The organism is Pseudomonas sp. BNK-15 (genome assembly GCF_047456105.1).
Lineage (GTDB): Bacteria > Pseudomonadota > Gammaproteobacteria > Pseudomonadales > Pseudomonadaceae > Aquipseudomonas > Aquipseudomonas putida_E.
Map to the genome: position 1 here is coordinate 4,631,896 of NZ_CP179898.1, position 14,229 is coordinate 4,646,124.

Here is a 14,229-nt window from a genome sequence, read left to right on the forward strand (position 1 = left end):
GGCAAACCTCCGGGTACTCGTTCAGGCCAGGCGATAGGCGAAATCGCCATCGCTGCCCAGCTCGATCGTCAAGCGCTCGATCGGCGCGTCCTGGGCCATGCGCTCGAGAACGTGCTGGGCAAGCTCGGGCATCAGGGTGCGTGACAGGATGTTGTCGATGTTGCGTGCGCCGCTGTCGACCTCGGTGCAACGTGCCGCGATGGCCTTGACCAGGGCGTCGTCGTAGCTCAGCTCAGCCTGGTGGTTGCGGGCGAAACGTTTGGCGATACGCGCGAGCTTGAGGGCAACGATGCGCTCGAGGATCTGGTCCTGCACCGGGTAGAACGGCACGATGTTCAGGCGGCCGAGGAAGGCCGGTTTGAAGACGTGGTTCAGCTCGTCGCGCAGGCCTTCGACGATGGCCTCGGGGGTGGGCAGCGTCTGGGCATTCAGGCAGGTCTGCATGATGCGCTCGGTGCCGGTGTTGGACGTGAGGATGATCACCGTGTTGCGGAAGTTGATCTCGCGGCCTTCGCCATCGTCCAGCACGCCTTTGTCGAACACCTGGAAGAACAGCTCGAGCACGTCGGGGTGGGCCTTCTCCACCTCGTCGAGCAGCACCACGCTGTAGGGCTTGCGGCGCACGGCCTCGGTCAGCACGCCGCCTTCGCCGTAACCGACGTAGCCGGGTGGCGAGCCTTTGAGGCTCGACACGGTGTGGGCCTCTTGGTACTCGGACATGTTGATGGTGATCAGGTTGCGCTCACCGCCGTACAGGGTGTCGGCCAACGCCAGCGCGGTTTCGGTCTTGCCGACGCCGCTGGGGCCCAGCAGCAGGAACACGCCGATCGGTTTGTTCGGGTCTTCCATGCGGGCGCGGGAAATCTTGATGCGCTTGCCGATTTCGTGCAGTGCGTGGTCCTGGCCCAGCACGCGTTCACCGAGCAGCGCAGGCAGGCGCTGCACGGTGTCGATCTCGTCACGCAGCATCTTGCCCAGCGGGATACCGGTCCAGCCGCTGATCACCTGGGCGATGGCGCCGGCATCGACCAAGGCGTGGACCAAGGGCTGGTCGCCCTGCACATTGCTCAGCTCGGCGCGCAGGGCGTTGAGCTGGGCGGCGTCGGTGTCCTTGGCGCTGTCCAGGGCTTTGAGTTGCTCGACCAGGCCCAGCTCCTGCTGCCACTGGGCGCTCAGGCGCTGTTCGTGCTCCTGCTCGGCCTGCAGGGCGGCCTGCAGCTCGGCCAGGCGCCGGGCATGGTCGTGGCCCTTGCCGGCTTCGTGGTCGAGCACGGCGATTTCGGCCTGCAGGTTGTCGATATGGCGGCGGCAGTCTTCCAGCGCGCCGGGTTGTGACGACTGCGCCAGGGCGATGCGTGCGCAGGCGGTATCGAGCACGCTGACCGCCTTGTCGGGCAGCTGGCGGCCGGTGATGTAGCGGTTGGACAGGCGCACGGCCTGTACCAGTGCTTCGTCCATCACCGCCACCTTGTGGTGCTCGCGCATCTTGCCGAGCAGGCCGCGCAGCATGTGGATGGCCTTGTCTTCGTCAGGCTCTTCGACCTTGACTACCTGGAAGCGACGGGCGAGGGCGGCGTCTTTTTCGAAGTACTTCTTGTATTCGGCCCAGGTGGTGGCAGCGATGGTGCGCAGCTCGCCACGGGCCAGGGCTGGCTTGAGCAGGTTGGCGGCATCGTTCTGCCCGGCCTGACCACCAGAGCCGATCAGGGTGTGGGCTTCGTCGATGAACAGGATGATCGGGTGCAGGCTGCGCTTGACCTCTTCGATCACCGCTTTGAGGCGGTTTTCGAACTCGCCCTTGACCCCGGCACCGGCCTGCAGCAGGCCCAGGTCGAGGGTGTGCACGGCGACGTCCTTGAGTGGGGCCGGCACATCGCCCTGGGCGATGCGCAAGGCCAGGCCTTCGACCACTGCGGTCTTGCCGACGCCGGCTTCGCCGGTGAGGATCGGGTTGTTCTGGCGGCGACGGGTGAGGATGTCGACCATCTGCCGCACTTCGAACTCGCGGCCAAGCACCGGGTCGATCCGGCCGTCCCGGGCGCTTTGGGTGAGGTTGACGGTGTACTGGTCCAGGGCCGGGGTCTTGCCGCCAACCTTGCCGGTGCCTGCCACTGGCGCCGAGGGGCTGGCCAAAGGGCTGGCGAGCCGGGATTCGGCACTGCCTTCGACCAGTGCGCTGAGGTTCAGGCGCAGGTCGTCGGCGTTGATCTTCTCAAGCTCCGGTGCGGAGGCGATGACCACCCGGCGCAGTTCGGCGTCATCGAGCAATGCTTGCAACAGGTGCGCACTGCGCACCTGGCCCACACCATACTCGATCGAGGCCAGTACCCAGGCCTGCTCGATCATGCGGGTGATGTGCGGGGACAGCGCCGGGGTGCGGGTGTTGCCCTTCTTGAAGGTACCCAGGGCGGTCACCAGTTGCGCCTGCAGGCGCTCGGCGACCACGTCGTAGTGGCGCAGGATCAGCGGCAGGTCACTGTCGCTGTTGTCCAGCAACTGCAGCAGCAGGTGTTCCACCTCGACGTCGTAGTGGTGCTCCGACAGGCACAGGGCCGCCGCGCTTTCAGTGGCCGTGCGGCTGGTTTCGTTAAGCTTGGCGAACAGAGACTTCAGGTTCACAAGGCGACCCCATCGTAAGGAATGTGGAAGACGGCGCAACGCGAAGGCTCCGCGTCACGGCCAGGGCGTTTGAGCCAGCCCAGCCAGCCCAGCGCGACATTGCCGCTGCGGCCCAGTTGGGCACGGGGCACGGCCTCGCGTTTGAGCAGCGGGGCGATTTCGAAATCGAGCTCGGCGCCTACATAGAAGCGCACCAGCTCGACCAGCTTGCGGTAGTCGTCGGTGCCAGGCTGGAACCGCCGGTAATCGGCCAACGCCAAGGGGCCGAGCTCGATACGGATGCACGACTGGTAGTCCCACACGCGGTTGCCGGCCACGGCGCTGATGCCGAGCTGGGCGTTCTTGCGGCCCAGCTGGGTGCACTGTTCGGGCTGCAGGTTCAACCAACGGCCGGCGAACTGCCTGACCTTGATCGGCAGGGAGAAATAGAAGCCGAGCATCCGCTCCAGGTTCAGCGCGTTGCGTGGCTTCTGGCTGAGCAGCCCGGCAAAGTAGCTGAACAGCTCGCGGCGCAGCACCGGTTGCTGGCGTTCGAACTTCAGCTGCTGGGCGCGCGGGCCCAGGCCGACCAGGTTGAGCAGGTAGCCATCGAAGCCCGAGGTACCGTTGCGCTCGTGCTCGATATGGAATTTGTACTTCTGCCAGGCTTCGTAGAACAGCGTGGTCATGCGGTGCGAGAAGATGTCGAGAAACGCATGGGCGGCATCGTCGCGGTACTGCACGTGGCGCTCGAGCAGCAGCTCGGTGTACGGGCGAGGCAATACGCCCGACGGGCCCACCAGGCCCATGAAAGTGACCTGGACTTCCGACAGCGGCAGGCCTGCCGTCGACACCTTGCCCTCACGCTCGAACTGCAGGTCGCTGACCTCGCTGGCCGGAAACGCCAGCGACAGCTGAGTGCGGAAACGCAGCGGGTCTTCGTGCGGCCGGGTTGCCAGGTCCATGCGCCCGGTGCGGCTGTAGTGCAGGCGAAGCAGGCGCACCAATTGAAAGAATTCGAATCGGTGCGGCTCGGCTCTGGCTTGATCGATCAGACCAGGGGCTGATCGCCAGTACGTGCTGGCCATTGGACGACTCTCTTTTCTCGTTGTTGGGTACGCAGGGTCAGTTGGGTGAAGCTGTTCATCGAGCAGTACTGGCCAAAGAAGTGGTCCAGCACCATGGCGAACAGGAACACGCCGCTACCGGTGAACTGACTTTCGTCGAAGGTCAGGGTGATGCCCACGCCGCGCACGAAATTCGGCCGCGGATGGCCGATGCGCGCTACCACCGGCTCGCTGCTGATTGCCTTGATGCCGTTGATCTGTTTGCGGATGGCCGAGACGTTGCGGTAGTTGTAAAGCGACAGCAGCTCGAGCAGCACTTCGCGGCCCTGGCTCACCAGCGACAGGTGGTTGAGCGACAGGTGCGCGATCAGCCGCCAGATCAGGCCTTTGCCCAGCGGGACGCGCACCGTGGCGGTGGGCTTGCGCAGGCAGCGGATGTCTTTGATCACCGAGTTGGCCGGGATGTTGAAATCACCGCGCTCGCCACCGAACGGCAGCAGCAGGGGTACATCACGGTTGCTGCAGGTCAGGCTGATGCTCAGGGTGTCGCTGGTGCCGTCGATCAACTCCAGGTCGCGGTCGACCACGCGGATGCTCATCGCCGTGGCATCGCCCTGGTTGCGCCGGCGGGCAATCCAGAAGCTGTTGTGCGGGTCTTGCTCGCCACGCGGCTCGAAGAACGGCTGGCAGGTGCCGACGTGGTCGATGCCACCGAGCTTGCGCACGCGCCGCACCCGGTCGATCGACACCACTTCCGCCGCGTTGTGCAGGCGAATGTCCGGGGTGACCGGGTATTCGTGCTGGGTGTGGGTGAGCTTGATCGGCTCGGCCTGCTGGCGGAACAGGTTGATGATCGGCGTGCAGTTGAGCTTGAAATTGTTGCGCCCGATGTTCTGGGCCAGCCGCGCCAGGCGCTCGCTGAGGTCGTAATCGTTGAAGTAGAAGTTGATCTCGACCTGCTCGATGGCCTTGCCCTGCAGGATGCGGGCAAAACCTGAGAGGTCGAAGAACATGAATTTGTCAGGGAACGTGAAGTACTCGTGCAGCAGGCGGTAACCGAGGAACGAGCGCTCGGAGTAATCCACCAGGCCTTCGTCGCGGGCATAACCCACCGCTTTCAGGGCGTCGGCGGGCAGTGCGACTTCACGGCTGCGGCCTTCGTCCTGGAAGCTGAGTGTGGCCTTGGCGAGGTTGTTGAACAGCAGCTCGTAGAGCTGGTGCATCAGCGTTGCTTCGCCGTCGAGGAAGAAGCGCAGGCGGTCAAGCTCCATCTGGCCGAACAAGGCGTCGCCGGTGGCTTGCAGGCGGATGCGCAAGCGCGCCACCAGATCGGCGCTGTGGCCGTTGAAGGCCGAGCGTTCCATCTCGGTGAACGAGGCCTGCTGCACGGCAACCGGCCACAGCTCCACCGGGTAGCAGGTGCGGAACTTGCACACCACGCCTTCAACGGCATTGGCGTGCATCTCGGTGTGCCGCGCCACGCGGTAGGCTTCGGTGACCTTCTCCTGCTTGCCAAGGCTGAGCTCGGCGATCGACATCGACGGGGTAGGGCGCAGGTAGTGCGGGTACAGCACCTCAAGGAACGACTCGACAATCTCCGGGAACTCGTCATCGAGCTTTTTGTGCACCCGCGCCGAGAGGAACGAGAACGCCTCGATCAGGCGCTCGGTATGCGGGTCCTCACAGTTGTCGCCCTCGATCAGTAGCCGCGAGGCAATTTTCGGGTACTGCGCAGCAAACTCCTGGCCGAGGAAGCGCAGGTGCGACAGTTCCTTTTCGTAGTAGGGCAGCAGTTCGTCGAGCATCAGTTGAGGTTCTGCACTTTGTATTCCTGGGTGTTGACCTGCAGCACGGCGTCAAACGACACCTGGCGGCTGATGTCCTGCAGACGCAACACGGCGTCCACGCGGAAGGTCAACATGCGATGGCCGTTCTGCTGGGCCAGCAGCTGTACGCGCACCCGGCGAAAACGCCGGTCGCCGGTACTGATCGCGCGCTCCAGCTGTTGCTGGATCAGCCGCCGGTCGTGCGGGTCGAGCACGCTGCGGCTGATGAAGTCGGGCATGCCGTATTCAAGGATGGAGCCACCGAGCTGGCTGAAACCTTCGATCTGCTCGGCGACCAGGGACTGGCGGGTATTCACCAGCACCTCGAGGTCGCGCACGATGCTGGCCTTGTATTCGGCCAGCGAGCAGCTGCGCTGCACAGCCGGCTCGGCCGACTGAAACGGACGGTCGTCCAGCAGCCGGTCGAGCAGCGAGGGCAGCAGGCGGGCCTGATTACTCATGTGTCATCCTTGAACACGCAGGCCGGTCAGCCGCGAGCGCCTTGCGGCAGCTCTGCGACCAGGCGCAGCGAAGCGGTCAGTTCGTCGAGCTGGTAGTGCGGGCGCAGGTAGGTCACGGCCTTGTACACACCTGGCTTGCCTGGCACCTCGAACACTTCGGCACGGGCTTCGCGCAGCGGGAACTTGGCCTTGGCTTCCTGGCTGGCAGTGTCGTCAAGCAGCACATAGCTGGCCAGCCACTGGTTTAGGAAACGCTCGACGTCCATGCGCGAGGCGAAGCTGCCAATCTTGTCGCGCATGATCGCCTTCATGTAGTGGGCAATGCGCGAGGTGGCGAAGATGTACTGCAGCTGCGCCGACAGGCGTGCGTTGGCATTGGCGATGTCGGTGTTGTACTGCTTCTGCTTCTGCGCCGACTGGGTGCCGAAGAACGCGGCGTAGTCGGTGCCTTTGCAGTGCACCAGCGGGATGAAGCCAAGGTCCGACAGCTCTTTTTCACGGCGGTCGGTGATGGCGATCTCAGTTGGGCATTTGAGGGCAATTTCGCCGTCATCGGTCTTGAAGGTGTGGGTTGGCAGGCCTTCTACCAGGCCGCCACCTTCGACACCGCGGATGGCCACGCACCAGCCGTAACGCGAGAAGGCATCGGTGACGCGGGTGCCCAGGGCGTAGGCGGCGTTCATCCACAGGTACTTGTTGTGGTCACGGCCGTCGACGCTTTCGACGAAGTTGAATTCTTCCACCGGGGTGGTATCAGGGCCATATGGCAGGCGGCCGAGCACGTGCGGCAGGGTCAGGCCGACATAGCGCGAGTCCTCCGAGGCGCGGAACGACTTCCACTTGGCGTATTCGACCGTGTCGAAGATTTTCGCCAGGTCACGCGGGCCGGACATGTCGGTGAACGAGTCCCAGCCAAACAGCTCGGGCGATGCGGCCGAAATGAATGGCGCATGGGCCGCGGCGGCCACGTGCGAGATCTCTTCGAGCAGGTACATGTCTTCGGGGTTGCGGTTGAATTCGTAGTCACCGATCAGCATGCCGAACGGGGCGCCACCGAAGGTGCCGTACTCTTCTTCGTATACCTTCTTGAACAGCGCGCTCTGGTCGAATTCGCTGGCGGCCTTGAGGTCGCGCACCAAGTCCTTCTTCGAGGCGTTGAGCAGGTGGATCTTCAGCGTGGTGCTGGTTTCGGTCTGGTCGACCTGGTACTTCAGGCCGCGCCACGAGGCTTCCAGCTGCTGGAATTCGCGGGCGTGCATGATCTCGTTCATCTGCTCGGAGAGCATCGAGTCGATCTCGGCGATGCGCGCGTCGAGCACGGCGATCAGGTCCTTGCTCGGGGTCATCTCGCCCTCGAGCACCTGGTTGACCAGCTCTCCGATCAGGTCACGGGTGCGGTTGCGCTCGGTGTCGGAGCGGGCCACACGGCTTTGCGAAATGATGCTGTCGAGCAGCGAGGCCTGCGGGGCGAAGGTTTCCACCTCGACCAGGTCGGTGTCCTGTTGTGGCAGTGTTTGCTTGTCGGTCATCGTCTGGCTCCTGCTTACTCTTTGCCATCGGCGGCGGGTACGGCGGCTTCGCGACCGAATTCCTTGCCCAGGGTTTTCAGCTTCTCGGTGTTCTGCAGCACGTCCATCAGCAGCTCTTCGAGCTTGTCGTTGCCGCCCATCTTGTTACGCAGGTCGGCCAGCTTGTTGCGCACTTCCAAGAGCTTGCGCAGCGGCTCGACTTGCTTCACCACGTTCTGTGGCTCGAAGTCTTCCATGCTGTTGAAGTTCAGCTCCACGCCCAGCTGGGTGCCGTTTTTGGCCAGGGTGTTGTCGACGCGGTAGGTCAGGCGCGGCTTGATGCCTTTGAGCACGCCGTTGAAATTGTCGCGGTCGATGAAGACGAACTTGCGGTCCTTGAGCTTGGGCAAGGGCTCCAGCGGGTTGCCGGAAAAATCGCCCAGCACGCCAACGACAAAGGGCAGCTCCTTTTTCTCGATCGCATCACCGATGTCCACGTCGTAAGTGATGTGAACCCGCGGCGCGCGAACGCGGTCGAGTTTGTGCTGGGTACTTTCCTTCTTCGCCATCGTGTTCTCCAGTGCGAGCAATTCGCTGCGAATCATGGCGCGGCCCGGCGGGGGCCTGCGCGTTACAGTCCTTCGATCGTCAGCAGCAGGCGCTGACGGATTTCGTCGTTCATTTCCAGAATGTTGTCGCGGCCCACCAGCTCTTCGAAACTGGTGTTGCCGGCAATTTGCGTGCTGCTACGGATGACCGAATCGTCGGGAAGTTCCGAACGCACCGGCGAGCTGATGACGCAGAAGGGCAGGTCACCCATGCCCTTGAGGCGTTCGAAGCTCAAGCCAAAGCGCAGGCCTTCGAACAGGCGGCCAAGGCCAGGCGACTTGCTCAGGCAGTAGAACAGCACCAGATAGTGCACCACGAAGCGGTACAGCTCGGCGCTGCTGCGGTTGGGGTCGTGGATGACATTGCGAAAGCGCGCCAGCTCAAAGCCCTGAAAACCCACGACCCAGCGCACCGGGCTGGTGATGCGGATGACCTGGCCGCTGGGGACCAGGGCCTTGTCGTATTCCAGGGGGAACAGTTCGGGGGTGGTGCTGATGAGGTTGAGCGGCACTTCCAGCTCGCTGACCAGCTGGAAGGGCGCGGCCGAGCCGATGCGCTCGTAGAGTTCGATAAGCGACTGGAAGTGGCCCTGGGTTTCGCGCCCGCTGCTGCGTTGCGCCCCCTGCAGGTATTCACCGAACAGCGTTTGCGGACGGATCAGCGGCGCCGCGGTGGCGAGGTAATCGGCCGCCTGCGCCTTGAGCGCATCGGAGATTGCCCGCGTTTGGCTACGCAGCTTGATCAGTGCTTCGACATCAAACGTCTGTGTCATCGGTACATCGTCCATGAGCCTTTTTGAATCGTCCTGATACGCCGCTGGCGTGGACTGGAAACTCGGTACTGGCACATGAATATCGTGTTGCCAGTAATGCCGTGTAGGGCACCCTGCTGTAGGAGAAGTTCCCGCCGGGGCAGCGATTTTTTCCCTGTTTGTGACGCGGCGCAATGATGTCGTATTGATATTGGCCAGGGGTTTTGGGTGCGTAAAATCAGGGCTTGGGCCCGTGGGGAAGGGGTTTGAAGCGTGGGAAAACAGCTGAAAAAGAGGTTGGAAAATATTTTTCAAAAGGTGAAGCAGGTCGCATTTCTGGTTGGGTCGGGCGGTGATGCAAGGGCTTTACGGCGGGCCTTCCAATGATGGCAATGCGACGGAATACGCCGCATGTAGCAGGCGGTGGCGAGGTTTTTATGATCCAAGAGCCGGCATATTTGAGCTGCGTGTTCGACAGGATGACTGGCACGGGCTGCGCCCGTGATCGCCGGCAAGCCGGCCCACAGGGAGGGAGGTGTAGGCTTTGGATATTTGACTCAGGCCGCTATTGGCACGCTGGTCGCAACCGCTTGTGCGTCATCAGCGCCGACGATTGTGGCACCGCTTGCCTGGCGCTTTTCCAGTATTGATGAGATTTATCCAAGGGCAGTCCACACCCCTGTGGGAGCAACTGTCTTGCTCAACCTCTAAAAGCTGGCGCGATCCCTGTGGGAGCCGGTTTGCCGGCGATGGGCCGCAAAGCGGCCCCAGATGCTCGCTGGTCCCGTCGAGCGCGCTCGGGCTATTACAGCTCCGCTATGGGGCTGCTGCGCAGCCCATCGCCGGCAAGCCGGCTCCCACCGCGGCCGCGCAGTTCTTCAGCCCTGCGCTTTACCTGTGTAAGCAACCGTCTTGCCCAGTTTCTAAAAGCCGGCGCAATCCATATGGGAGCAACTGTCTTACCCAATTTCTAAAAGTTAACCCAATTCCTGTGAGAGCGGGTCCGCTGCGATCACCGGCAAAGCCGGTGCCATCCCCCTCGATCGTGTCGTTCGGCGGCAGGTTGGGGCGTTGCTACCTACCGTCCACCTGGACGCAAATAGTCTTGTTCCCGACAACTTTGCATGGCCAATGGTCGTTGATGTAGGAATCGGGCGTAAAGCATATGCGCTCATCGTTCACCCAGAACATCTGCCATGCGGAGCCTGAAATACGGAGCTTTGGGCAAGACCAGTAGCCCTTCGCAGAGAGTGTGGCCGTGGTCGCAATGATCATGGCCGGGGCAGCGCAGCACATTATCGCGAACATCAACTGCAACGACCGGATTTCGAACGTGTGAAGCCTGGACTTTTTGGGCGGGTCGAATTTCTGGCCGGTCCATGCCGCGAAGGCGCAGACAACGAGCGAGTAGGGCGTCTCCGGAATCGCCGCGAGTACGAAAAAACTCATGAGCGGCGTTTCCACAACGGGTGCATTTCTGTAGAGGCGGCCATACAGCGGCAGCAGTTCGGCCCACAGTACGTAGAACGCAAGTGCGCACACCGCTAGCATGCACAGCGCAAAGCCGATGGCCACGCAGCGAAAGAGCAGCGGGGATCTGACATGGAGTTCGGGATGAGATTTCATGATGACGTCAGCGTTCCTTGCTGTGCTTGATCGTTGATTATGCCAGATCCTGTCTGGAGCTGTTGTCAGGGGCTGACCAGGTCAGCAAAATGGGCCGATGGATGAGAGCAAGCCTTTGCAAGGAGCCAGCATGATCGACCTGAGAAGTCCGGACGCAGTCCTGAGCGAATACGCCCAGCGCTACATCGACCTGGTCCCCGACGTATCCCCCCAGTTACAGCAGCGCATGGAGTACATATACGATCCAGACGCGCCCATATTGCCACGCATCAAGCCAGCCTGGCTTAGCGACAGGCCTTGCACGCTTTCACGCGAACAAGCACTCGACCGCGCACAGGGCGCACTGCTGGGCCTGGCAATCGGTGATGCGGTGGGGACCACACTGGAGTTTCAGCGCCGCGGTCAGGGCCAGGTTACAGACATGGTCGGTGGTGGCCCATTCCGTCTGGCGCCCGGCCAGTGGACCGACGATACCAGCATGGCGCTGTGCCTGGCGGATACTTACGAGGCCAAGGGCAGGTTCGATTTCGCGACTTTTGCAGACGCACTGGTGCGTTGGTATCGCCAGGGCGAGAACAGCGTCAATGGGCGCTGTTTCGACATCGGCAATGTCACTCGGCGCGCGCTCGAAGGGTGGGAAACTGAGGGGCTTGCTTGGCAAGGGAATGCCGAGCCCTCGGCTGCTGGCAACGGTTCGTTGATCAGGCTTGCGCCCACTGCCATTTTTCGGCGCCACTCGCTCTCGGCGACTTGTTTATGAGTGACGATGCAGCGGGTTGTGGGACCGACCTCGGCAATTTCCTGACGGGCAAAGAATAGAATTATGTTTACTACTGAACGTTTTTTTACCAAGATTTGGGCTGCTTGGTTTTTGATGGTTATGCTCTCCGTATTTCTCGCTGGCGTAGGACCAAAACTACTTACTATTCCAGCGGCTATCGCAGTCGTATTGATGACTTTATGGTGTGTTGAGTGTGCTTATCGTACCGAGCGCTTCGTTAATTACGCTAACCTTCGCCTGTTCTATAATTTGGCAATTGCTCCGTTTTTCGCAACGGTGACGATGGTTGCCATTGCCTACAAAAAAATGAAGTTGGATGCAGCGACTTCGCTTGTTCTTGGTTTGGCTCCCGTCGTGCTGGCGCTGGTGGCGTACGGATTGGCATATTACTGGCGTAGCAAGAGTAGCGTGTTGCAATTCAAGGGTAATCGCGTCGAGTCCAACGAACCGCCGCAAAGTGTTCAATGGTGGCAGGCGGGAGTATCGGCTGCGTTGAGTGGACTGGCTTACCCCTTGATGAAAATTAATGATGTACCTATGACCGGATTGGTCTATGCATTTGTTTTTATTTCCCTATTTATGATTTTTTATAATCGTGACAAGATTTCGGCGCTCAAAGAGCTGAAGGCGCGGGAGGTGCGGGAGAATCGTCGTTATACTTTCATGGATATAGAGGGTCTTCAAAGCATGCGCGCCGCGTCCTGGCTAGGTCGGCTATTTGCAGTGAGGACTCGTTGATGATTTTTTTACAGGGAGTAATCAATGTTAACCGACGTCCTTTCCATGCTGGCTCCTCAGAACAGGCGTCTGTTCAAACTCCACTTATTGTCGCATAGTGCCAGCGACGAGTTTTTGCTAGAGCACTTCTCTGGTAATGAAGCCTTGTCCAAGCTCTATGAGTTCGATCTCGCACTGCTTAGCCATCAGAGCGATGTGAAGCTCAAGTCCCTCATTGGCGTCCCGGCCACCGTTGAGATCGAACTGGCGGATGGGTCATTCATTGCAGCACGCTACTTTTGCCGGGCCGGTAATATGCCAATCCGTACGCCACCAACGCCAGCGCGGTGGTAGCCAAGCCAAGAGCAAGTGCGGGCCCTGCATCCAGGCAATCGTGCCCGAGGCCTCAGACCGTCGCTACTCGTCCATGTTTACGCAAAGTTTTTTGCCGTCTATATTTTTGCAGGGCCATCGATTTTCGGTATAGCTGTCCGGTTTAAAACAAAAGCCGGGATGGTTTATCCAGTAGGTCTGCCATGCCGATCCCGATTTTCTGAGTTGCGGGCAGGTTGTATAGTCTAATGCGTTTAGTGCAATTGTCGTGCTGATAGCAGTGAGTGGTGCAAGGCCTATGAGTGAATAGACTGAGGCCTTCATCAGGCCTGTCTGAAGTTTCGCAAGCGCGGATTTTTCCGGTGGATCAAATCGTTTGCCTGTCCATATGGCGAATGCGCTGGCTACTGTACAGGCAAGCATAACAGGTGGTGCCATGATGAGGCCGAAAGCCATGTATGGGACCTCGATGGCCGAGGCGCGACGCCACATTTGTCCATATATTGGCAGGACATGTGCAATCAACCAGTACGTAGCGAATACCCCTACTGTCGCACAGAGCAAAAGTGTCAAGGCAGCGAGCAGTCTGAATTTAAGAGAGACAAATGTCGGGTTGTTAGAATTCATTTCCAATGCTCAGAGCTTGGGAAGGATCATGGTCAGATCAGCGAGAGTCAGCGCTTGGCCATTGCGCCTGAAGCTAGGCGAGTGGGTCGACTATACGAGTACGGCGCTTTGCTTGGCAGCGACCTGCGATGACGAGTACCGGCCCGATTATGCGGTGCGCGAACTGTTCTTGCGCAGAGCATTAGCCCTCCGGAGCTTCGTAGCCCATCTCCAGAATTAGTTACCGATCCTCAAATTGTACGCATACATTTTTATCCCCGATACGCTTGCATGGTTGGTTGTCGTCAGTGTAGGAGTCAGGTTTGAAACAGTACCGCGCATCGTTCACCCAATACACTTTCCACGCCGACCCGGAGATCAGCAATTTTTGACATGGCGTGTATCCCTTCGCCCATAAACCTAGCGTTACAAGTATCGCCAATGCCGGCGCTATACAAATCATTGACCATAGTGTCAATTTATAAGATTGATACTGGAATCGGTAAAGGCGAGAGTTGATGGGCGGGTCAAATTTTTTGGCGCGCCAGCATGCGTAAGCGGAGGTTATGATAAGTATGGGGCTAACGGTGCACATGGCAATGAGCATAAACCCCAAATAAGGCGTGACTACAATGGGTGTATCTGTAAACAGACTGCCGAATAACGGCAGTATGTCGCTTGCAAGCCAGCGGGCCGAAAGGAAGCCTAAAGCGGCAGTGAATAGGCAGGTAATAAAAGCCACGAGGCGGAAAATATAGGGTGAGCGCTCGTGAAATTCATAGGGGGGATGTGTGGTCATTGTTAGAATTTTGGTAGATTGAAAGTCGGGAGGTCGGGCAGGGATGGTAGCTCAGGCAAAGACGGCCACCCAGAACGGAATACGGCGCATTGCGTGGATCCCAGGCGGCCATGGCTGCTGGACCGCCCCAAGTGTTGTTGACAACCGTATGAGGTAGGCCTTTGGAGGCTGTCTTGATGCTTTGCCCGATGCCGTTGCACCGAACCGCTACCCACGGGATCGGAATGGTAAATGATGTGGGCAGTTCCATGTAGGTATCCTCGTCAAATGCATCCATTTCATTTCTCGATATGCTCGAGCCACGTATTGAATTCGAGGGCTTGCTCAGGCGTATTGAGCTGAGTAATCCAGGTGATTTCTTCCGGCACACTGAGAAAGTCAGAGACTGCGAAGACATAAATGGCGTTGTCAAATGCGCACGTCGTCAGCGGCTTCAAGGCGGCAACACAATGTTCGAAAACGCGCGCGTGGTGGCGTTCATAATCTTCATCGGCAATCGAATCAGTCAAGCCCCACAGCAGGCTGTTCAGCCTGCACGCGCGCCAAG

12 protein-coding genes and 1 pseudogene are annotated in these 14,229 nt (G+C 60.1%); 3 read left to right on the forward strand and 10 right to left on the reverse strand.

Annotated elements, in window-relative coordinates:
• Positions 1-21: 21 nt before the first annotated feature.
• From tssH to ACMGF5_RS21225, 8 genes are all read right to left on the reverse strand, one after another.
• Positions 22-2,619 carry a type VI secretion system ATPase TssH gene (tssH, locus tag ACMGF5_RS21190; RefSeq protein WP_174141528.1) on the reverse strand — a complete coding sequence of 866 codons (2,598 nt, stop codon included), beginning with the start codon at positions 2,617-2,619 and terminating at the stop codon, positions 22-24.
• Complete coding sequence (gene tssG, locus ACMGF5_RS21195; protein ID WP_174141529.1) at positions 2,616-3,686, reverse strand: type VI secretion system baseplate subunit TssG; 1,071 nt, start codon at positions 3,684-3,686, stop codon at positions 2,616-2,618. The genes tssH and tssG overlap by 4 nt, the downstream gene beginning before the upstream one ends.
• The gene (gene tssF / locus ACMGF5_RS21200) at positions 3,650-5,470 is read right to left on the reverse strand and encodes a type VI secretion system baseplate subunit TssF (RefSeq protein ID WP_046787630.1); all 1,821 of its coding nucleotides are present in this window, start codon (positions 5,468-5,470) and stop codon (positions 3,650-3,652) included. Before tssF ends, tssG begins: the two co-directional genes overlap by 37 nt.
• A complete protein-coding gene (gene tssE / locus ACMGF5_RS21205) occupies positions 5,470-5,952 on the reverse strand; it encodes a type VI secretion system baseplate subunit TssE (RefSeq protein WP_174141530.1) in 483 nt (160 codons plus the stop codon). Before tssE ends, tssF begins: the two co-directional genes overlap by 1 nt.
• A gap of 26 nt (positions 5,953-5,978) precedes the next feature.
• Entirely contained in the window at positions 5,979-7,481 is a 1,503-nt protein-coding gene (tssC, locus tag ACMGF5_RS21210; RefSeq protein WP_012314369.1) for a type VI secretion system contractile sheath large subunit, read from the reverse strand.
• A 14-nt stretch (positions 7,482-7,495) separates the two neighbouring features.
• Positions 7,496-8,029 carry a type VI secretion system contractile sheath small subunit gene (tssB, locus tag ACMGF5_RS21215; protein WP_012314370.1) on the reverse strand — a complete coding sequence of 178 codons (534 nt, stop codon included), beginning with the start codon at positions 8,027-8,029 and terminating at the stop codon, positions 7,496-7,498.
• 62 nt (positions 8,030-8,091) lie between these two features.
• On the reverse strand, positions 8,092-8,841 hold the full coding sequence (locus ACMGF5_RS21220) for a hypothetical protein (RefSeq protein WP_012314371.1): 750 nt from the start codon (positions 8,839-8,841) through the stop codon (positions 8,092-8,094).
• Positions 8,842-9,894: 1,053 nt separating this feature from the next.
• Positions 9,895-10,446: a hypothetical protein gene (locus tag ACMGF5_RS21225; RefSeq protein ID WP_414157160.1), complete on the reverse strand. Its 552-nt coding sequence runs from the start codon at positions 10,444-10,446 to the stop codon at positions 9,895-9,897.
• A 130-nt stretch (positions 10,447-10,576) separates the two neighbouring features.
• Here ACMGF5_RS21225 and ACMGF5_RS21230 point away from each other — a divergent pair.
• The 3 genes and pseudogenes from ACMGF5_RS21230 to ACMGF5_RS21240 form a co-directional block, all read left to right on the forward strand.
• Positions 10,577-11,197 (forward strand): annotated as a pseudogene (locus ACMGF5_RS21230) (ADP-ribosylglycohydrolase family protein); the annotation flags it as partial.
• A gap of 72 nt (positions 11,198-11,269) precedes the next feature.
• Complete coding sequence (locus tag ACMGF5_RS21235) at positions 11,270-11,965, forward strand: hypothetical protein (protein ID WP_174141532.1); 696 nt, start codon at positions 11,270-11,272, stop codon at positions 11,963-11,965.
• A 24-nt stretch (positions 11,966-11,989) separates the two neighbouring features.
• Positions 11,990-12,298, forward strand: coding sequence for a contractile injection system protein, VgrG/Pvc8 family (locus ACMGF5_RS21240; RefSeq protein ID WP_231386201.1), 309 nt, complete (start codon positions 11,990-11,992; stop codon positions 12,296-12,298).
• A 63-nt stretch (positions 12,299-12,361) separates the two neighbouring features.
• On the opposite strand, the gene ACMGF5_RS21245 is transcribed toward ACMGF5_RS21240, so the two are convergent.
• Both ACMGF5_RS21245 and ACMGF5_RS21250 read right to left on the reverse strand, forming a co-directional pair.
• Positions 12,362-12,733, reverse strand: a complete 372-nt coding sequence (locus ACMGF5_RS21245; RefSeq protein ID WP_414157161.1) for a hypothetical protein — start codon at positions 12,731-12,733, stop codon at positions 12,362-12,364.
• A 1,227-nt stretch (positions 12,734-13,960) separates the two neighbouring features.
• Positions 13,961-14,191, reverse strand: a complete 231-nt coding sequence (locus tag ACMGF5_RS21250; protein WP_414157162.1) for a hypothetical protein — start codon at positions 14,189-14,191, stop codon at positions 13,961-13,963.
• Positions 14,192-14,229: the final 38 nt, after the last annotated feature.